This is a genomic window from Pseudomonas sp. Irchel 3A5, from assembly GCF_900187575.1.
Classification (GTDB): domain Bacteria; phylum Pseudomonadota; class Gammaproteobacteria; order Pseudomonadales; family Pseudomonadaceae; genus Aquipseudomonas; species Aquipseudomonas folii.
On record NZ_FYDU01000007.1, the window covers coordinates 132,594 to 151,374 of the forward strand.

Annotated in this window: 15 protein-coding genes; 5 read left to right on the forward strand and 10 right to left on the reverse strand. The window is 57.8% G+C overall.

Going from position 1 to position 18,781, the window contains the following annotated elements:
- Window positions 1–7 precede the first annotated feature (7 nt).
- Both CKW31_RS13290 and CKW31_RS13295 read left to right on the forward strand, forming a co-directional pair.
- The gene (locus CKW31_RS13290) at window positions 8–757 is read left to right on the forward strand and encodes a phosphatase PAP2 family protein (protein ID WP_095095497.1); all 750 of its coding nucleotides are present in this window, start codon (window positions 8–10) and stop codon (window positions 755–757) included.
- Between the two features lie 11 nt (window positions 758–768).
- Window positions 769–1,134, forward strand: coding sequence for a hypothetical protein (locus tag CKW31_RS13295; RefSeq protein WP_095096055.1), 366 nt, complete (start codon window positions 769–771; stop codon window positions 1,132–1,134).
- 199 nt (window positions 1,135–1,333) lie between these two features.
- On the opposite strand, the gene CKW31_RS13300 is transcribed toward CKW31_RS13295, so the two are convergent.
- The 3 genes from CKW31_RS13300 to CKW31_RS13310 all read right to left on the reverse strand — a co-directional run bounded on the left by CKW31_RS13300 (window position 1,334) and on the right by CKW31_RS13310 (window position 4,951).
- The gene (locus tag CKW31_RS13300) at window positions 1,334–2,539 is read right to left on the reverse strand and encodes a sugar transporter (RefSeq protein ID WP_095095500.1); all 1,206 of its coding nucleotides are present in this window, start codon (window positions 2,537–2,539) and stop codon (window positions 1,334–1,336) included.
- 122 nt (window positions 2,540–2,661) lie between these two features.
- Entirely contained in the window at window positions 2,662–4,086 is a 1,425-nt protein-coding gene (locus CKW31_RS13305) for a sugar porter family MFS transporter (protein ID WP_095095504.1), read from the reverse strand.
- Between the two features lie 358 nt (window positions 4,087–4,444).
- Window positions 4,445–4,951 (reverse strand): GNAT family N-acetyltransferase, encoded by a 507-nt coding sequence (locus tag CKW31_RS13310; RefSeq protein ID WP_371856737.1) that lies wholly within the window; start codon window positions 4,949–4,951, stop codon window positions 4,445–4,447.
- 250 nt (window positions 4,952–5,201) lie between these two features.
- Between CKW31_RS13310 and CKW31_RS13315 the strand changes: the two genes are divergently transcribed.
- A complete protein-coding gene (locus CKW31_RS13315) occupies window positions 5,202–8,012 on the forward strand; it encodes a PAS domain-containing protein (protein ID WP_141230153.1) in 2,811 nt (936 codons plus the stop codon).
- Window positions 8,013–8,154: 142 nt separating this feature from the next.
- On the opposite strand, the gene CKW31_RS13320 is transcribed toward CKW31_RS13315, so the two are convergent.
- The 4 genes from CKW31_RS13320 to CKW31_RS13335 are packed head-to-tail and all read right to left on the reverse strand — an operon-like array spanning window position 8,155 to window position 12,795.
- The gene (locus tag CKW31_RS13320) at window positions 8,155–8,640 is read right to left on the reverse strand and encodes a response regulator (protein WP_095095510.1); all 486 of its coding nucleotides are present in this window, start codon (window positions 8,638–8,640) and stop codon (window positions 8,155–8,157) included.
- Window positions 8,637–10,949 (reverse strand): ATP-binding protein, encoded by a 2,313-nt coding sequence (locus tag CKW31_RS13325; RefSeq protein WP_095095513.1) that lies wholly within the window; start codon window positions 10,947–10,949, stop codon window positions 8,637–8,639. Before CKW31_RS13325 ends, CKW31_RS13320 begins: the two co-directional genes overlap by 4 nt.
- Window positions 10,946–11,614 (reverse strand): response regulator transcription factor, encoded by a 669-nt coding sequence (locus CKW31_RS13330; protein ID WP_095095516.1) that lies wholly within the window; start codon window positions 11,612–11,614, stop codon window positions 10,946–10,948. The genes CKW31_RS13325 and CKW31_RS13330 overlap by 4 nt, the downstream gene beginning before the upstream one ends.
- The gene (locus tag CKW31_RS13335; RefSeq protein ID WP_095096061.1) at window positions 11,611–12,795 is read right to left on the reverse strand and encodes a sensor histidine kinase; all 1,185 of its coding nucleotides are present in this window, start codon (window positions 12,793–12,795) and stop codon (window positions 11,611–11,613) included. The genes CKW31_RS13330 and CKW31_RS13335 overlap by 4 nt, the downstream gene beginning before the upstream one ends.
- Before the next feature lie 182 nt (window positions 12,796–12,977).
- On the opposite strand from CKW31_RS13335, the gene CKW31_RS13340 reads away from it, so the two are divergent.
- On the forward strand, window positions 12,978–13,484 hold the full coding sequence (locus tag CKW31_RS13340) for an SgcJ/EcaC family oxidoreductase (protein WP_246475355.1): 507 nt from the start codon (window positions 12,978–12,980) through the stop codon (window positions 13,482–13,484).
- 94 nt (window positions 13,485–13,578) lie between these two features.
- Window positions 13,579–13,761, forward strand: a complete 183-nt coding sequence (locus CKW31_RS13345) for a DUF6021 family protein (protein WP_095095522.1) — start codon at window positions 13,579–13,581, stop codon at window positions 13,759–13,761.
- Between the two features lie 26 nt (window positions 13,762–13,787).
- Here the strand turns inward: CKW31_RS13345 and CKW31_RS13350 are convergent, their stop codons facing one another.
- The 3 genes from CKW31_RS13350 to CKW31_RS13360 form a co-directional block, all read right to left on the reverse strand.
- Window positions 13,788–15,557 (reverse strand): EAL domain-containing protein, encoded by a 1,770-nt coding sequence (locus CKW31_RS13350; protein ID WP_095095524.1) that lies wholly within the window; start codon window positions 15,555–15,557, stop codon window positions 13,788–13,790.
- A 124-nt stretch (window positions 15,558–15,681) separates the two neighbouring features.
- A complete protein-coding gene (locus tag CKW31_RS13355) occupies window positions 15,682–17,007 on the reverse strand; it encodes an MFS transporter (RefSeq protein WP_095095528.1) in 1,326 nt (441 codons plus the stop codon).
- A 294-nt stretch (window positions 17,008–17,301) separates the two neighbouring features.
- Window positions 17,302–18,603 (reverse strand): Nramp family divalent metal transporter, encoded by a 1,302-nt coding sequence (locus CKW31_RS13360; RefSeq protein WP_095095531.1) that lies wholly within the window; start codon window positions 18,601–18,603, stop codon window positions 17,302–17,304.
- Window positions 18,604–18,781: the final 178 nt, after the last annotated feature.

Consider the following 18,781-nt stretch of genomic DNA (forward strand, 5'->3'; position numbering starts at 1 on the left):
CCTGTCCATGGCTATTGCACTACCGCTTCGCGCATCGCGACCTTTTGATTTTCGACTCGCATTAGGTATCCCCATCGTTTTGATGGGGCTGATGTTGCTGCTCGATCCAACGGCTCTGGATTTCTCCATCGCCCAGATGTTTTATGTGCCGGGCGAGGGCTTTATTGGACGTAAAAGTTACTGGCTGGAAGACATCCTGCACGACCGCGTTAAGCAGGCAGTAATTCTGCTGTTCGTAGTGCTGACAATTGCGTACCTGAGCAGCTGGTTTTCTTCCCGGCTTGCTGAATGGCGCCGACCGCTGGGGTACACCGTTCTGGCGATTGCCTTGACCACTTCCATTGTTACGCCGCTGAAAGTGGTGACTGCCGTGCAATGCCCGTGGAGCTTGAGTGATTTCGGTGGCAGCGAGACTTACACGCCACTGCTCAGCCAGCGTCCGGATACCCTCAAGCCCGGTCGCTGCTGGCCGGGCGGGCATGCTTCTACCGGTTTTTCGTTGCTGGCCTTGTTCTTTGCCTTGCGCGACCGTCATCCGCGCAGGGCACGAATTGCCTTGGGGGTTGCACTCGGTTTGGGGGTGATTTTGTCGGTGGGGCGGATGATGCAGGGGGCGCATTTTCTTTCCCACAACATCTGGACTTTACTCTTTGACTGGGTGATCTGTGTGCTCTGCTACCGCTGGATTCTCTATCGTCCGCAAGCACCGACGTCGCTCAACCCTGAATCCATTGAAGCGGTAAGCGGGAAGGGCTGAACATGAAGCGCATGGGAGTCCCGGGTGGACGTGCCGTTACGGTGTTGTCGTTGTTTCTGTCTGTCGCTGTGTTGGCAGGCTGTGAAAGCACCCGAGAGCGACTGCTTGCTCAGGGGTATCCCGCACCCTATGCCAGTGGCTTTGACGACGGCTGCGGCAGCGGTCGACAAGCCGCTGGAGCACTCGGCGAGTTTCGCAAGAACGTGCCGGTCTATCTGGAGGATCGCAAGTACGCCACGGGCTGGGACGACGGTTTCCGCCAGTGTCAGGCCAGCACCATTAGCGACTTTCAGCGCCATGTGGGCATCGACAGCGAGGCGGACCGGGACTGGCAGCACAGCAAGGATCAGGCGTGGAGCAGGGCGATCAGGCATTGACGACGAAGCCGTCACGGTTTTGCGTCGATTGCCTATGGAGGAACTGTGTTTGCCCGCCAGCAGATGTAAGAAGCGAACCTGCTGGGACCGGCTTTGGCCGGGAAGAGAGCATTCCTGACGACCGAATTTCAGCGGCTGAACTGGCTTCCTCCCGGCTCTGGCAAGCAGATTCAAGGTAGCCAGTTCAAAACAACCCGCTTCAGTGGATGATGTCTACATTGCCAGGCAACGGCTCTGCACTGCCATAACGCTTGCTCGTCACCCGGCTGATGATCAGAGCACACAAGGCGAGGAAACCGCCTATGAAGCCAACCCACGCCGACCCCAGGTGATGCACCACGATACTGCCCAGCAACGCACCGGCACCGATGCCGACGTTGTAAATGGCCGAGTGCATGGCGGACGCGACATCAGTGGCATCGGGGGCCAACTGGATGACCTGCGACTGCATCAGAATTCCGAAGCACAACATCGCCAGCCCCCACAGCGCAAAGACCACGACCAGCGTGTAAATGCTCCATGAGGCCCAGAGCATCAGCGTCAGACAGATGCACAAGGAGCCGATGGCCATGGTGGTCAGGTGGTTGGCGAAGCGGGTGTACAACGTGTTGAAGAATATCGACCCCATCAATCCGGCCAGGCCAAAGAGCAGCAGCATCCAGGTGGTGGTTTCTTCGCTGAAGCCTGCGACCGACTGCACAAAGGTTTCGATGTAGGTGTACGCGGTAAAGTTGGCGGTGACCACCAGCGCCGTGATGCCATACAGGGAAACCAGCGCCGGGCGTTTGAACAGGATAGGAAGGCTTTTCAGGCTGCCGCTGTTTTGGCTCGGCAGCAGGGGCAGCTTTTTGGCCAGCAGAAACCAGATCAGCGCGGCGACAGCGGCGATGGTGATAAACGTCGCGCGCCAGCCCATGCTTTCGCCCAGCACACGGCCGATGGGAATCCCCAGCACCATGGCCAGCGACGCGCCCATGGCCAGCAGGCTCAACGCTCGCGATCGATTACCGCCAGGGGCAAGGCGCACCGCCAGCGAAGCGGTGACTGACCAGAACACAGCATGCGCCAGGGCAATGCCGATCCGGCTGATCACCACCATGGTGAAATTGGGTGAAAGGCTGAGCACGATGTGGCTGACGATCAGCGTGCCGATCGCCACTTTAAGCAACAGCCGTCGTTCGACGTTGCGAGTCAGCAGCATCATGGGCAAGGACATCAGCGACACCGTCCAGGCATAGACCGTCAGCATCGGCCCCACCTGCGCGGCGGTCATGTCGAAGCTGCTGCCAATGGCATACAGCAGACCCACCGGGGCAAACTCGGTGGTGATGAAGATGAAAGCTGCTACTGCCAGTGCGCCTACACTGATCCAGCTGGTCTGTTGGGTGTCGGCAGAGGTACTCATGAATCCTCGCAAAAAAAATTGGCGGACGCTTGAGCGTTCGAGCGTCCGCCGGGTGTATTACTGAGCCATCGAGCCTGTCAGGCCTGCAAGCTCCTGCGATTAGAGCAGCAGGCCTGAGGCGTTTACAGCTCTTTTTTCATGTGCTTCTCGATTTCTTCCAGGGATTTGCCCTTGGTTTCCGGCAGGCAGAAGAATACGAACAGCAAAGAGCCGACGTTGATTACCGCAAAGACGAAGAACGTGGGGTTACCCAGTGTGTCCAGCGCCATCGGGAAGAGGAATGCCACCGCTGCGTTGAACAGCCACTGCATGGACACCGCTGTACCCGTCAGCAAGCCACGGATCTGGGAAGGAAACAGCTCGGACATGAGCAGCCAGTAAACCGGTGAAATGCACATCTGCATGAACAGCAGGAACAACAGGATGCAGGCGAGGGCGGCGTAACTCTGGGTCAGGTTCTGCGGCATGAATTGCAATACGCAGCCCAGTGCGATCTGGGCCAGGATCACGGTAACCAACCCGGTCATCAGCAAATGGCGACGGCCATAACGGCCGATGGCCCAGATGCCCAGCAGGGTGGCGATCACCGAGACGACGCCGTTACCGATGGTGGCTGTCAAAGCGGCGTTGGTGCCCATGCCGGTAGTCTTGAGAATGATCGGGGTGTAATACATGAAGGCGTTCACGCCCGTGAACTGAGCGGTGAAACCCAGGCCAATGCCGATAAGCAACAGCTTGATTATCCAGCCCTGACGCAGCAGCTCGGAGACCGGCGGACGCTTGCGGGCGTTTTCCTTCTGCGCCTTCATTTCTTCAACTTCGCGCTTGGCCTCCTCAGGCGTATCGCGCAACTTTTCCAGCACATCCTGGGCATCGTCAAAGCGACCTTTGGCGGCGAGCCAGTGCGGAGACGGTGGGACGAAGAAGGTACCGATCAGTAGCAGAAAGCCGGGCAGCATGGCGATAGCCAACATGTAGCGCCAGATGTGCGATGAGCTCAGCAACGCCGCCATCAGCGCACTGAGGACGTAAGCCAGCAATTGCCCGCTGACGATCATCAGTTCGTTACGGCTGACCAGTCGGCCACGTTTTTTCGGGCCGGCAATTTCTGCAATGAACACCGGGACCGTGGCTGATCCGCCACCGACCGCGATACCCAGCACAAAACGCGCGGCGACCATGAACGGAATCGACGGCGCGATGGCAGTCCCAAGGGCTCCGGCGATGAACAGCAGCGACAGCAGGCGCAGCGTCACGCGGCGTCCGTAGCGGTCGGACAGATAACCACTGCCCAGCGATCCGAATGCTGCGCCGACAATCAGCGAGGACGTGATCAGTCCCTCGGTAAAAGCGTTCAGCCCCAGTCCACCCTGCTCGACAGGCAGCGTCATGAACGGCAGCGCACCGGCGATGATGCCGGTGTCATAGCCGAACGCCAGGGCTCCCATGGTTGCAACGAGTACGGAAATAAATACTAACCTGCGGGCCGAAATATGCTGCCCGCCTTTATCGCCACCTAAGGAGGCGGTTGTGGTGTTTGAGGACATGAACTGCAAATCCTTTGATTGAACGATGAGGCGGCCGGGCAGGAAACATCCCGATGCTGTAACAGGTTGACGGTAAAAGTCCTGCCAGACCGATGGCTTGAAGCCTTAGGGGGTGGTCAGTCGGGCTAGTTCCGTAAAAACTGGAAACATATTGAATTAGAGGTTAATCGTTTCAGCGTGAGGGGGCTTGAGGCGGGCGTTATTGCCAGGTTACGGAGGAAGCGATAAATGGCTTGCGAGCTGATTAACTGACGTGGGACCGGCTTTAGCCGGGAGGGCGCCGGTACTGCCGCAGCCTTTCTATCGGACTCCAGCCTTCCCGGCTAAAGCCGGTCCCATACCCATTTTCGCAATCGCATCAGGCACGAATGCGCGCCATGGTCAGGGCATCGGTGAACTGACCATCGCGAACGGCATAATCACGCAATAGCCCTTCGGTCTCGAAGCCGAGCTTTTCATAGAGAATCACTGCCGCCTGATTGTCTGAATAAACAGTCAACTCAACCCTGCGCAGTTTCATCCAGTTATCGGCTACATCCAGTAACGCGGTCAAAAGCTGTTTACCGACGCCCTGGCCTTGCCAGTCCTGCGCGACAGCCATGCCAATCGAGCCACTGTGACCACGGCGGATACGGGAAAACTGCTCCAGAGAACCTTGCCCAATGACGTCACCTTTGTGCAGCGCCACGAGGCTGACCAATCGTTCGTTGCTGCTGTCCAGCCGTTTGCGCCAGATGTCAGCAGATTGAAAAGGCATCTGCAGGACTTGCCGGGCGACTGCGGGGACGTTGTACAAAGCGGTTACGCCTTCGGCGTGTGCTTCAGTAAAGCGTTCGACAACAATGGCGGAGGACGGTGCGCGCATTGGCATTCATTCCTTAAGTGCGGGTGCGGCCCGTCAGTATACGGCAGCTGTCTATAACACGGCTTGTATGGAACCCTGAGCTGAGCCCCCGCAGAACGTTTTCGCGTCCCAAGTGTCAATCTGTGTGCAATAAGCCAGCATCCGCATAAAATGCGTTAAGTGCACTTGTTTGCCAGCATCCAGACTCAGCGGTCCTCTTGCGCTGATTCGGCCGATCATCTTCGTCCTGTGACGCCTTAGCAGTCAGTAAATGCCAATGACCCCCGTTACCAGCCCGACTCCGCGCACGCTTCCCGGCGGCGAGACTGGCGCAGCCATCAGAGCGATTGACTGGGCTGCGACCCCCCTTGGGCCCATGCAACAGTGGCCTGCGCCTATACGGTCGGCGTTGAGCATCATGCTTAACTCCCCTGAAAGCCTGTATCTGCTCTGGGGGGAGGATCTCAATTTCTTTTTCAACGATGCCTATCGACCGATTCTCGGCCCACGTCTTGAAGGCGCTCTGGGGCAGAGCGTCACCACACTGTGGGCTGACGCCTGGGAGCAGGTCCGGCCCGTGGTGGAGCGTGCTTTTGCCGGCGAATCCAGTCGTTATGAAAATCAGCCGATCAGCATGGCGCGCTATGGGGTTGAAGAGCAGACCTGGTGGACATTTTCATTTTCGCCGATATACGACGAGCTTGAAGAGTCGGTGCTGGGCGTCTTGTGCCACACCGTCGAAACCACTGACTCGGTGCGCGTGGACCAACAACTCAAGTCCAGCGACGAACGTTACCGCGCACTGTTCAGCAACATTGATATCGGTTTCTGTGTGCTCGAAGTGTCCTATGCCGGTGATGCGTTGGCGGGCTGCCATCTCGTTGAGATAAACGCTGCCTTCGAAGGCATGATCGAGCTTAAACAGCAGATCGGTCAGAGCCTGCGCGACATTGCCGAAGGGCGACCGGTGCCCTGGTTTGAGGTCTATGCGCGAGTCGTGTTGAGCGGCAAGTCGATGGGGTTCAATGCACCTGCCGTTGCCCTGAACGGGCGCTGGTATGAGATCTACGCCTACAAGGTCGACGAGCACGCACAGAACCGTATCGCGATGCTGTTCAAGGACGTGACTGAAGTTCGGCGTATCGAATCCTCCCTGCGTGATACCGAAGAATTCAACAGCCGGGTTTTGGCCAGTAGCAATGACTGCATCAAAGTCATTGATCTGGATGGCAAGCTGGCGTTCATGAGCGAAGGCGGCATGCGTGTCATGGAAATCAGTGATTTCAATGCGGTGCGTGGCTGCCCTTGGCCTGACTTCTGGCAAGATCAGGGGCATATCGACGCCAAGGCTGCCATCGAAAGTGCGAAAGCCGGTTTGTCAGGTCGCTTTCAGGGGTTTGCCAACACCTATCTGGGGGCGCCGAAGTGGTGGGATGTGCAGGTCACGCCGATGTTCGATGCCGCAGGGGCGGTGGAGAAGATCCTCTGCATTTCCCGCGATATCACCGCAACTCGTGCTGCCGAAGAAGATTTACGCAAGCTCAACGCCACACTTGAAGAGCGGGTCGAGGCCCGCACTCAGGATCGCGACCGTATCTGGCGGTTGTCGACTGACCTGATGCTGATCGCCGAATTTGACGGCGCCATTACGGCGGTCAATCCGGCCTGGACTCATCTGCTGGGCTGGACGCCCGAGGAACTGGTAGGCAGATCGTTCCTGGAATTTTTGCACCCGGACGATGAACTGAGCACCGCGGCCGCTGCGGCGAAGCTTTCTCAAGGCATCAGCTTCTCCAGTTTTGAAAACCGTTATATGCATAAGGACGGTTCTTACCGCTGGATATCCTGGACGGCTGTACCTGATCAGTCCTACATCCATGCCGTGGGCCGCGATGTCCAGGTTGAGCGCGAGGCCGCTGAAACATTGCGCCGCACAGAAGCCGCGTTACGCCAGTCGCAAAAGATGGAAGCGGTCGGGCAATTGACCGGTGGCGTGGCTCACGACTTCAACAATCTGCTGACAGTGGTCAAAGCATCAACCGATCTGCTCAAGCGTAATCTGGATGAAGAGCGACGTCGGCGCTACATCGACGCGATCTCCGATGCGGTTGATCGGGCGAGCAAATTGACCGGGCAACTGTTAGCGTTTTCCCGTCAGCAGACACTGCGCCCGGAAGTCTTTGATGTAGGCAAGAGCGTCCGGACCATAGGCGAGATGATCAGTTCGTTGACCGGAGCGCGGATCAAAGTGCTGGTCGAGCTTCCTGCGCAGCCTTGCTACATCAATGCCGATGCCGGGCAGTTCGACACTGCGCTGATCAACATGGCGGTCAACGCACGGGATGCCATGAACGGCGAGGGCACGTTAAGAATTTGCGTCGAGGCGGTAGGTCAGATACCTGCCCGCCGGACCCATGCTGCAGTGGTTGCCGATTATGTGGCGGTGTCTTTGATCGACACCGGTTCTGGAATCGCGCCGGACTTGCTGGATCGTATTTTTGACCCGTTCTTCACGACCAAGGATGTCGGTAAAGGCACGGGTCTCGGGCTGTCACAGGTATTCGGCTTCGCCAAGCAATCCGGAGGCGAGGTGATAGTCGAAAGCGAGTTCTGCGAAGGTAGCAAATTCACTCTCTATCTACCTCGATCCATGGCTATGCCAAGTGCCGAATATGCGGCTCTGGACCTGGAGCTGCAGACCAGTGGCGAAGGTGCCCGATTGCTGGTAGTTGAGGACAATCCCGAAATTGGCGATTTTTCCAGTCAGACGTTAAGAGAGCTCGGCTACGACATTCACTGGGTCAGGAATGGCCTGGAGGCTTTGAAGGTACTGGCAGATCAGGCTGATACCTTTCAGGCGGTGTTTTCCGATGTAGTGATGCCGGGCATGAACGGTGTTGAACTCGCTCTTGAAGTCCAGAAGTTGTATCCGAAGCTGCCGATTGTTTTGACCAGTGGGTACAGCCCGGCTCTGGCTCAGGGTAATTCCCAGGGCTTTACCTTCCTGCAAAAGCCGTATTCGGTGGAAGCACTGGCCCGGCTGCTGCGTAACGAGATTAGTGCGCGGCAAGGTGGCTGCTGATGCCTCGCGGCTAAAGCCGCTCCTACGGATTCACGGTAGCGCTCTACGGATTCACGTTGATCGTAGGAGCGGCTTCAGCCGCGAGGGCAGTGGGTCTGACGAGGCATGAGTAGCGCTCATACAGATACTCTCGCGGCTAACATCACTCCCGCTGTGGATTTTGCACTTGCAGGCTCGCTCCACGTCGCTGTTGCAGCAGCTCAATCTGTTCCGCAGGCAGCAACTGCCGCAGGCTCTTGTACAGCACGCGGGTTTCCAGCAGGTTCCAGACCCTGAGCATGGTTTCCAATGCATCCAGTGGTTTGCTGATGAAATCCCTCGCACCTAAAGCCAGAGCGCGTATCCGGGTGTCGCGGGTCGCGTCGGCGGTCAGTACCAGAATAGGCAAGTATTCATGGGGTGAGATCCGCCGTCCGAGCTGTTCGAGTACGGCAAAGCCATCAAATTCAGGCATGTGCAGGTCGAGGATCACCAGATCCGGCTCGAAGCTGTTGAACAGCTCCAGTGTGTGCGTGGGTTGGGTAGTGCTGAGGACGTTCAGCAGTCCTTCACGGGCGAGTAACTGCTCCATCAGTTCGAGATTGGCACGCTGATCGTCAATCAGCAGGATGCGTAGGTCTTGAGTCATACAGGCTCCGTGAGGAACTGATCAATCTGGTCGTAGAACATCCGGACGTTGATGGGCTTGACCAGAATGGCCGTAGCGCCCGCTTCGCGTAACACCTTGTGAGTCATCGGCGTGGCGTCGGCGGTCATCATCAGGATCGGGATATTCGCAGTTTGTACGGCGCGACGCAGGCGGCGCAGTATTTTGATGCCGGAGATATCGGGAAGATTTATATCCAGAAGAATCAGATCCGGCGCATGCCGGGTAGCCAGATCCAGCCCCATCTGCCCCTGCATGCTGGAGAACAGTTGAATGCCCGAGCGCCGCTGCAAGAGGGTTTCTATCAGCGTCAGGCTGGCCAGGTTGTCTTCGATACACAGCACACTGGCACGATAGGGCGAAGAGGTTTGCCCCGGATTATCAATCACGGCACTGGGGGGCGAAGCGACCACCGCGGTCTCCGGCTGGATGACGGCGTGGGGCAAACTTAAAATGAAGCTGCAACCTTCATCCGTAGCGCTGAGTACCTCAAGGCTGCCGTCCATCATTTCCAGAAGATTCTTGCTCAGTGCCAGTCCAAGACCTGTGCCTTCAACCTGATGGTCGGCGTTCAGACGCTCAAACGGCCTGAACAGTTTGTGCAACTGATCCTTGGCAATGCCGGGGCCTGTGTCCGATACCGTGACAGAGACCTGCTGGCCACTGCGGGCAACCTGAAGGGTCACTTCACCCTCCGTGCGGTTGTATTTGATGGCGTTGGAGAGCAGGTTCAGCAGCACCTGCATCAATCGCTGGCGGTCGGCAATTACGCCTTCTTCGGGGCGAATGACAGGCAGGGGAGCGACACGGATCCGCGCTTCACTGGCCATAGGGGCAACCAGCGCCAGCGCTTCGTGCAGGACGGTGCCCAGCGCAATGCGCTCCAGATTGACCGGCAGGTGCCCGGACTCGATACGGGCAATGTCGAGCACCTCGTTGATCAAGGTCAGCAGGTGCTGGCCCGCCTTGAGGATGTGTCCGATCTGCTGACGCTGTGTCGGCAGCGGATCAATCTCCAGCAGTTGCGCAAAGCCGAGAATGGCATTCAAAGGCGTACGCAGCTCATGGCTCATGCGTGACAGGAATTCACTTTTGGCGCGGCTGGCGCGCTCCGCTTCTTCCCGGGCTGCGCTCAAAGCGATTTCGGCAGCATGACGGTCGCTGATATCCCGGGTCACCTTGGAAAAACCGCGCAAGGTACCGCTGGCGTCGTACTGGGCGCTGATGACCACGCTGGCCCAGAAGCGACTGCCGTCTTTGCGGCGTCGCCAGGCCTCTTCCATGAAATAGCCTTTGCTCCTGGCTTCTCGCAAGGCCATCTCTGGACGCTGAGGGCATTGTTCCGGCAAATAGAAAACGGAGAACGGTTGACCGATGATTTCCTGTTCGCTGTAGCCCTTTATGCGCTCTGCTCCGACGTTCCATGTCGTGACACGGCCGTTGGCATCGAGGGCGAAAATACCGTAATCCTTGACCGCGTCGATGATCAGCCGCAAGCGTTCTTCGTTATCCCTTAAAGCGCCTTCGCGCTGGGCCAGCAGGTGCGCAGCCTCCACCAGACGTGTGCCCAACTGGCCGATTTCGTCCTTTTCCGAAGGTTGCGGCATCAGAGGGTGACCCGCAGCCAGCAATTGCGCGTTGCGCTTCACATGTTCGACCCGGCTGACGATACCTCTGGACAGCAAAAGCATGGCTGCGACAGCCGCGAATACCCCGCAGCAGGCGGCCAGAAACGTGGCAAACACCAGTCGTTCACGGGTTTCCGCCGCGGCTGCAGTACGTTCTGCCAATAGCGTGGCTTCGCGATTGCGCATGGCGCTGATCTGCTCTCGCAAGGTGTCTAGCACCTGCTTGTTGCTCACGAGAATATCGGTAACAAGTGCCGGGTCCTCGCCATGGCCCTCACGCAGCTTCGCAAGGGCCCCCAGCTTGACTTTGATCAACGGAATGATGAGTTGCAGGCGATCACGGATTTCGGGGTCGCGAACGTTTGCATCCAGACGCTGCAAGGCTGCATCGATCAACGGTCCCGCGCTGTTGTAGGCCGGCAGGAAGTCTTCGCGGTGGGTGAGCAGATACCCGCGTTCGCTGGCGGCTGCCTCGGCGAGCAGGGTATGAACAGCCTGGATATCACCTTGTACCAGGAGCACCCGGCGAACGTCTTCCTCGGCACGAGCGGTCTGCCGTTCAGCGAGGTAAATCAGCACCAGCGATGACAGCAGGATCACCAGCGGCAGGGCGATCGCGATCAGCGCCTTGCCCCGCAGCGGCAAATCCGACCAGCGACTCATGTCCAGTTTCCGTCAGGCTGGGCGACCAGTCCGAGGGCGATGCCGCGCACCGCCGCCTGGGTTCGGTCAGAGGCATCGAGCTTGCTGATTACGCGCTCGACATGGGCCTTGACGGTGCCGGTGGCGATGCCCAGTTTTTCGCCAATCTCGCGATTGCTGAACCCTCCGGCAACCAGTCCCAGAACCTGACGCTCACGTTCGGTAAGGTTTTCCCGAGGCGTTGAACCCGCGGCGCGGCGGGTGGCGATGCGTCTCAGCAGGCGTGCGCTCATCGCGCTGTTCAGAGCGTCTTCTCCGGCAGCAACCCGACGCAAGGCACTGATGACCTCTTCGCGACTGGCGTCCTTGAGCAGATAGCCAGCCGCCCCGGCTGCTATGGCCGCTTCCAGATGGTCCGGACTGTCGTCCATGGTGAACATCACCACTTTCAATTCCGGCATCCGCTGGTGCAGCAGACGTGCAGCACCCAGGCCGTTTAGGATCGGCATGCGGACATCGAGAATGGCGATATCCGGGCGCAGACGTTCACAAAGCTCGAGGGCTTCCTGACCATCATTGGCTTGCCCCACGACTTCAAACTCGGGGTGTCCGGCCAGCAGTGAGATGAACCCTGCGCGGGTCACTTCATGATCGTCTGCCATGACCAGCCTTAATGTTCTACTCATGCCCGTACCTCGTTGTAGCCCAGCGGGACAATTGCACTCAAACGCGTACCTTTGCCGGGCTGGCTGACGCATTCAAACCGCCCGCCAACGAGGTGAGTGCGCTCCTGCATGGCAGTCAGCCCCAATTCGTCTGCCGAGTCATTTCTCAACGCTTGCCGGGCTACAAACCCCCGGCCCTGGTCTTCAATCAGTACGGCTACTTCCGTACCGCGCATTTGCAGGGCAAGCCGGACACTGCACGGGCCGGCATGCTTGAGGACGTTGTTGATGGCTTCCTGTGCGATGCGGAACAAGGTGATTTCAATGACATCCGGCAATCGCTCGGCATATTTGGCCGTCCATTGCACAGCGTGGCCGGCTTCGCGCAAGCGATCGGCTTCCTTGTCTATGGCCTGAAGGAGACCGAAGTCATCCAGCACAACCGGACGCAGGCCGCCAATGAGCTGTCGACCCTCGCCGACACAGTGCTGCGCCAGTTGCAGAATCGTTGAGAGTTCCTGGCTCAGCGGTTCCGAGAGCTCAGGGCACTGGCTGGCAAAACCTTGCAAGCGCTGGTGAAGACCCGCCAGGGTTTGTGCAAGACCGTCGTGGAGATCGTAGGCGACCCTTTTACGCTCATCTTCCTGAGCACTGAATAAACGATGAACCAGTTCGGACATGGCCCGCTCGCGAGCCGAGAGTGCGTCGAGCAAACGGCTGTTCTCCAGGTGTGCCGCCAGCAGGGTGGCCAGCAGCTGAAGAGACTGCAGATCTTCGGTATCAGGCGCCGCAATGTTCGCGCTGTTGGCCAGCAGAAGGGCAGCGAAGGGCTCGCCGTCGGCACCCAGTAGCGGTAAATGCAATACGCAGGGGATTTGTGCGCACGGTTGAACTCGCCACTCCGGCGTCAGGATTGTTCTGTCGAGAAGTGTCGTCAGTGTGTCGAAACGCTGTGGATTGCCATGGCTGGCGCTCACCCTTGAAGGTGCCTCGCCGTTCCATTCGAGGAGAATGCCCTGATCCAGCGCCAGAAACGCGCAGGCCCTTTGTAATGCGCGCTGGCGCATGGATGACGGCGAAAGGCGTGTCAGTTCCTGGCCGGTATCCACGAGCAATCGCAAGCGCGCTGCACGACTCTCCCATTGACGGTACTGACTGCGCAGGTTCAGCGCGCTGGCCGGATCTTCGGAAGGCTTGTGCATGTACTGCTCCAACACAGGGGCCGGATCCATTCGGCAGAAAGTGGCGCCATTAGACCTTTTCCGGTGCAGTACCGCTATCTGCCAAATGGCATAGACAGATCGCCCCAATCGGCTGATTTCCGCATCTTCGGGACGCGGCACAGTAGCTCCACCAAAAGCCGACAGGAATACCTTAAATGAAGCTGAACGTAAAAATATCTGCTGTGACTCTGATTGCTCTGCTGGCAACGCCCCTGGTCCACGCTGTGGACACCGCGCCGGTCAAGCCGCATTCCTACACGGAGATCGCCCCTCAACCGACTGATGTGAAAGATCGCGAAATCGCTGCACTGTTCGAACGCTGGAATCGCACGCTGCAGACCGGTGACTCCGCCAAGGTAACCGCCCTTTATGCGAAGAATGCGATTCTGCAGCCTACAGTGTCCAATAAAGTGCGTACCACCCCTGCGGAGATCAAGGATTACTTCGACCACTTTCTGCTGCTGAAACCGGTTGGGGTCGTCAACTTCCGTGAGATTCGTCGCCTGAATGAAAACAAGGCGCTGGACACCGGTGTGTACACCTTTACCCTCACCGAGGCTGACGGCACCAAACGTCAGGTCCAGGCACGCTATACCTACCTCTATCAGAAGATTAATGGTGAATGGCTCATCCTGAATCACCACTCTTCGGCCATGCCACAACAGTGATGAGGTCCACTCGTCAGTTACGCTGCACTTTGCGAGCTGCCTTGCTTCTTACGTGAGTAGCCCAACGCTGTTGGGCATTTACCTGGAGGTGAGTATGACGACCAATCAGCGCGACCCCGAGCAGGACCTGGGCTTCGACCCCGACTCTCCTGACCTTGCAGACCCGCAAGTCGATCCGGTAGGGCCAGCGGAGTCTCCTGAAGATGGGCATGACCTGAACAAGGACAAGCGTGTAAACGGCGATGAAAACTATCCGCCCTACAAAAGCGGCGAGTAACGCCTGTGTACATGATTTCGTGAAGTTCAGGCGCTGAGAAGGAAATGGGTACCCATTGTCGACAGTCTGATCTGTTCGGCGGAAAGCGGTCGGCTCAGAAAGAAGCCTTGTGCCTCATGGCAACCGTAGCCCCTGACCAGATCCATGCACTTGAAGGTTTCAATACCTTCCGCCACGGTTCGATAACCCAACTGGTGCGCCAGCTGAAACACAGACTGCGCGATGATGCGATTGCGCGGTTTGTTTTCAAGATCGGTAATGATCGATTTGTCCAGCTTGATAACGTTGGCCGGGATTTCATGCAGGTAAGCAAAGTTGCTGTAGCCCGTGCCAAAATCGTCGATGGCGACATCTACTCCAAGGGCGCGAATCTCGGCTAATTGGGCCAGAACATTGTTGCTGGCCCTTATCCATTCACCTTCGGTGATCTCAACCTCGACCCGATATGGGCCGATGTTGTGTTTTTCACACCCCGCCTTCAACGCCTTGGCGATATCAATGTGTTGAAAGTCCAGGGCTGAAAGGTTGAGCGAGACCTTGGCCTCGATGTCGTTCCAGCTCGCCGCGGCAGCGAGGGCATTCTCGATAACCCAGCGCGTCACAATGCTGATTTGCCCGGAACGTTCAATGAGCGGGATGAACTCAGCAGGGGATACCGGTCCGAAAACCGAGTGATTCCACCGAAGCAGTGCTTCGGCGCTGACCTGGCGACCGTCCTCAAGCCTGAAGCGTGGCTGGAATACCAACGAAATATCGCCGCTGGACAATGCGCCAGCCACGTCGTGGATCAGGGCGTCGGAACGACGAGACGCACAATTTGGGTCCTCATCCCAGACAGCCCAGTCAATTCCGTCCCGGGCAGCTGAGTCCGCTGCGGAGCGGGCCTTGCGCAGCAGGTCGCCAATTGATTGTTTTCCGTTTCCGCATACGGCAATGCCCATGCGAAGACCGGGTAAGGTGGAGATCGAGTCTTCGGCACAGGGTTCGCAAACCAGTGTGCTGAGGGTGCGAATCAGCTCGCTTTGATCCTTGGGTTTGGCTGGAATCAACAGGCACAAGTGACGCTCGCTGATATGGTAAGCCGTGAGCTCTTCACCCAGGACCTGGCTGAGGCGAGCAGTGATGTTCTTCGCTTTTGCATCAATAAGTCCGGAGTCCTGCTCCAGGGCAAAGCCATGAGTCCATTGGCTTTCAAGGACTTCAACGACCATCAGTACGCGTGTAGAGGCTTCCGCATCGAGCCATGGACCTGCGTTATCAGTCAGAAACTGCCGAAGATTGGGCAGGCCACTTGTGGCATTGCACATGCTGGTCTGCTGGCGCTGCTCAATCTGTGAAATCACCATCTCGGCCAGATCCTGCAGGACCAATGTTTCGGCATGGCTGAGTTGATGAGGAAATTTGTCGATAAGGCACAGGCTGCCTATTGCATGCCCGTCGCGCGTGATCAGTGGAGCTCCGGCGTAGAAACGAATACCTCCGTCAACCGTCACCAGCTCATTATCCATGAAGCGTGGATCAGCGCAGGCATCAACCACCTGCATGACGCCTTCCTGCTTGATCGTGTGCGCGCAGAAGGACTGATGGATAGGAGTTTGCGGCTTCGGGAAGCCGACTCTGCCCGCGAACCACTGACGATCTTTCTCCACCAGCGACACCAACACTGTGGGTACATTGAAATAGGCTGAAGCCAGTCGACAGATGCGATCAAAGTTCTCGTCGGCGGCCGTTTCCAGCCACTGAATGGCGCGGACCGCCGCGAGACGTTGTTTTTCGGCTTGTAATGATAATTGCATAGACGTTCCGGACAGCCGCAGAGTGGTCTCGGTATTGAGAGGCCTTGTGCCATCATAGCTGGGACGGCTTACTCTGAAGAAGGTTTCCTACGAACGGCAGTTTTTTAAATTTATGTGATGTCGTTCAGGTTGCGCCAGCAGGTGATTTGCCCGATACCAGGCGCAATGCGCTGGAAATGCTGCCAACAGCCGCAAAACCGGCCCCAATGGCAAGGGCCAGAACCGGTCCATGTTCACCACTGATACCGAAGCTCAAGGCGACCAGCGCTGCGCCCGTGGCTTGACCGATCAGACGTGCGGTGGCGATGGTGCCACTGGCACCGCTGGCTCGCTCCTTGGGAGCGCTGGTCATCAGTGCTTTCTGGTTTGGAGCCTGGAAGAACCCGAAGCCGAGCCCGCAGATGATCATGCGAATGCCGATTTCCCACGCACTGGCGTCGGCGGGAATCATCGTCAGCGAAATCATGCCCGCGCATAAAATCGCCAACCCGATGCCGCCCAGCATTCCTGGCGCATAGCGGTCTGACAGGCGTCCGGCAATGGGCGCAATCATAGCCACTACCACCGACCATGGAGTCATCAGGAAGCCAGTCTGGATCGGGTCGCGGCCCAGAACTGTTTCGAAAAAGAAGGGCAACGAGACAAACGCCAGACCCTGGGTGGCAAATGAACAGAAAGCGGTGAGGGCGGAGAGGGCGAACATCGGCCGCTTGAGCAAATCCAGCGGGAACATGGGGGCCGGGTGACCGGCTTCGCGCCGCAACATCAGTGCACCGGCGATCAGGAAGGCCGCCAAGGCGACCAGTACCCCGGTTTTAGAGCCCAATTGGGCCGCTTCACTCAAGGCGTAAATCAGTGCGCCGAAGGTAATCACGCTGAGCACAGCGGTCAGACGATCGAAAGTCAGGGTGCCAGGCTTGCTGGCGGGTAATGAATTCCAGGCGAAAACCAGCGCGAAAATGCCGAGCGGCAGGTTGATTGCAAACAGCCAGGGCCAACTGGCAACCGACAATACTAAAGAAGCGATGGTGGGGCCGGCTGCAAATGAAGTACCCACCACCAGCGCATTCATGCCGAGGCCCCGGCCCAGGCGCTCGTGAGAAAAAATCGAACTGATCAGCGCCGCATTGACGGCCATGATGGCGCTCGCCCCGAGCCCCTGCATGACGCGGGCGATGGTCAACGACGGCAGCGACCAGGCAAAGGTACAGAGCGCTGAAGACAGCACGAAAAGCATCAGCCCGCCCAAATACACCTTGCGATGGCCGATGACCCCGCCCAACGCAGCGAAAGGCAGCAAGGTCGCCACTGCAGCGAGCTGGTAGGCGTTGATGACCCATACCGAGGCGGCAGGCGACGCATTCAGATCAGCCGCGATACTGGGCAGCGCGGTATTCGCGATCGCGGTATCCAGTGTGGCGAGGGCGATAGACAACAGAATGGCAACCATCCCGCGAAACTCACGAGACGTCAGCCGGGTGGAGGTGGGTGAAGAGGTTCGATCCATTACCAGCAGGGCTCCGTTTATTCGAGCAGGGATGCCTGCTCGACGCAGACGCTAGAGTGATCCTGCTGTTTTATGCGGCTGCTGTGCAATGGTTTGTTGCAAAATGTTTTCAACGCTAAAGGCGCATCAGCTGTAGGAGCTGCCGAAGGCTGCGATGCAGTTTGTCAGGTAAACCGCGATCGCCACCCCGGCCACTCCCAGAGGAATGGGTTCAGCTCAGAGGAGCCATGTCGTCCCTTAGCTCAGCAAATCAGTCCCCAACTGGAACGCTACCCACAACGCCAGACCTGTCGCGAATACCAGAGCAATGTTCTCGAACAGGTTGTTGCGGTATTGCTTGTCGAGCAGCTTTTTCTGGTTGGACATGATCAGCAGGCCCAGCGAGATGATAGGCAGGCCGATGATGTTCAGTGCGTTCACGCCAATGGTCAGGGTCACGAAGTCCGGCATGCCGGGCAGTGACCACACCAGTGGAGTGACCAGAATGAACAACATGAACCACTTGTGCATCGGGTCTTTGTGGAACTCCTTCCCGTATTTCTCGCGACGTTTCGGGAGGATGTGCTGGAAGGCATCGGTGATCAGCATCGGGAAGGCGGTGGTCTTGCCCGCGATGCTGGCGAACAGCGTTGCGAACACACCCACGAAGAAGATGTACCAGCCCGCCGAGCCAAAGAACATTTCCAGGGCTTTGCCCAGGTCTTGCAGGTTGGTCACCTGAATGCCGTTCGGACGCAGAATTTCCGCACCCACAACCCAGATTGCCAGGTTGATGATAATGCCGACGAATACCGCAAACAGCAGGTCATTACGCTGCATGCGCTTGTGCTCAGGGCCGATCCAGCCTTTTTCGCGCATCACATACGGGTGTACAAAGTTAGCGATAGAACCGGCAACTGCGCCGATCACCGAAACCGCCACCAGCAGTGCGCCGTGTACGCCTTCATCCGGCGGGATGCTGAAGCCAATGGTGCCTTTGAGGATTCCGACCATATCCGGTTTGGACATGATCGCCAGTGCCAGAAACGCCAGCGTCATCAGTGCCAGCAGGCCCTTCATGACACCTTCAATCATGGTGTAGATGTTGCGTCCCACCAGCAACCAGACCACGATCACGACTGCGAAAGAGCACAGCAACGGTTGGTTGATATGCAGCAGCATGGCCAGTGCTTCGCCTGCGCCCTTGATCATGTAGGCATTGATCAAATGCCCCATAAGCAAGGCGTAACCGAGCATGAACCAGGCAAAGATTGGATGGAGTTGGGCGTAGCCTTCGAGGATGCTCATACCCTTGTTATTGCAGAGCTGGAAGCGGGCAATGATGTTGACGATCAGGAATCTGAGGAGCAGCGAGACCGCCAGCACCCACATCATGGCGTAGCCGTAGTTGGCGCCAGCCACTGAAGAGGTGATCAGGTCACCGGCCCCCAACCATGACAGCACCGCGATAATGCCGGGGCCAAGAAGCTTGGTGACTTTGGCGAAGACCGATTCACGCGCAGCAGTAGCTTTTTTATCGACTGAGCTGGTGCTCGTCATAGGAGTATCCCCATTGTTATTTTTAGTGAGACGGCTGCAAGTCGAACATAACGTCAGACGTCGTACAACATGAGATTTTTGATGGAGTGTGTGCAGATGTTTCGGCGGGAGAGGCGTAGGGTGTGCAGCGTTATGCGGGTTAACAGAGCTTTGGATATGAAGTTCGACGTGGAACCGG

Bases quoted from the DNA above. Each gene is read 5' to 3' on its own strand.
- CKW31_RS13320 (WP_095095510.1), bottom strand. From the start codon at position 8,640: ATGACTCAAGACCTACGCATCCTGCTGATTGACGATCAGCGTGCCAAT.
- CKW31_RS13300 (WP_095095500.1), bottom strand. From the start codon at position 2,539: ATGAGTACCTCTGCCGACACCCAACAGACCAGCTGGATCAGTGTAGGC.
- CKW31_RS13350 (WP_095095524.1), bottom strand. From the start codon at position 15,557: ATGCAATTATCATTACAAGCCGAAAAACAACGTCTCGCGGCGGTCCGC.
- CKW31_RS13295 (WP_095096055.1), top strand. From the start codon at position 769: ATGGGAGTCCCGGGTGGACGTGCCGTTACGGTGTTGTCGTTGTTTCTG.
- CKW31_RS13310 (WP_371856737.1), bottom strand. From the start codon at position 4,951: ATGCGCGCACCGTCCTCCGCCATTGTTGTCGAACGCTTTACTGAAGCA.
- CKW31_RS13305 (WP_095095504.1), bottom strand. From the start codon at position 4,086: ATGTCCTCAAACACCACAACCGCCTCCTTAGGTGGCGATAAAGGCGGG.
- CKW31_RS13315 (WP_141230153.1), top strand. From the start codon at position 5,202: ATGCCAATGACCCCCGTTACCAGCCCGACTCCGCGCACGCTTCCCGGC.
- CKW31_RS13290 (WP_095095497.1), top strand. From the start codon at position 8: ATGGCTATTGCACTACCGCTTCGCGCATCGCGACCTTTTGATTTTCGA.
- CKW31_RS13325 (WP_095095513.1), bottom strand. From the start codon at position 10,949: ATGAGTCGCTGGTCGGATTTGCCGCTGCGGGGCAAGGCGCTGATCGCG.
- CKW31_RS13360 (WP_095095531.1), bottom strand. From the start codon at position 18,603: ATGACGAGCACCAGCTCAGTCGATAAAAAAGCTACTGCTGCGCGTGAA.
- CKW31_RS13355 (WP_095095528.1), bottom strand. From the start codon at position 17,007: ATGGTTGCCATTCTGTTGTCTATCGCCCTCGCCACACTGGATACCGCG.
- CKW31_RS13330 (WP_095095516.1), bottom strand. From the start codon at position 11,614: ATGAGTAGAACATTAAGGCTGGTCATGGCAGACGATCATGAAGTGACC.
- CKW31_RS13335 (WP_095096061.1), bottom strand. From the start codon at position 12,795: ATGCACAAGCCTTCCGAAGATCCGGCCAGCGCGCTGAACCTGCGCAGT.
- CKW31_RS13345 (WP_095095522.1), top strand. From the start codon at position 13,579: ATGACGACCAATCAGCGCGACCCCGAGCAGGACCTGGGCTTCGACCCC.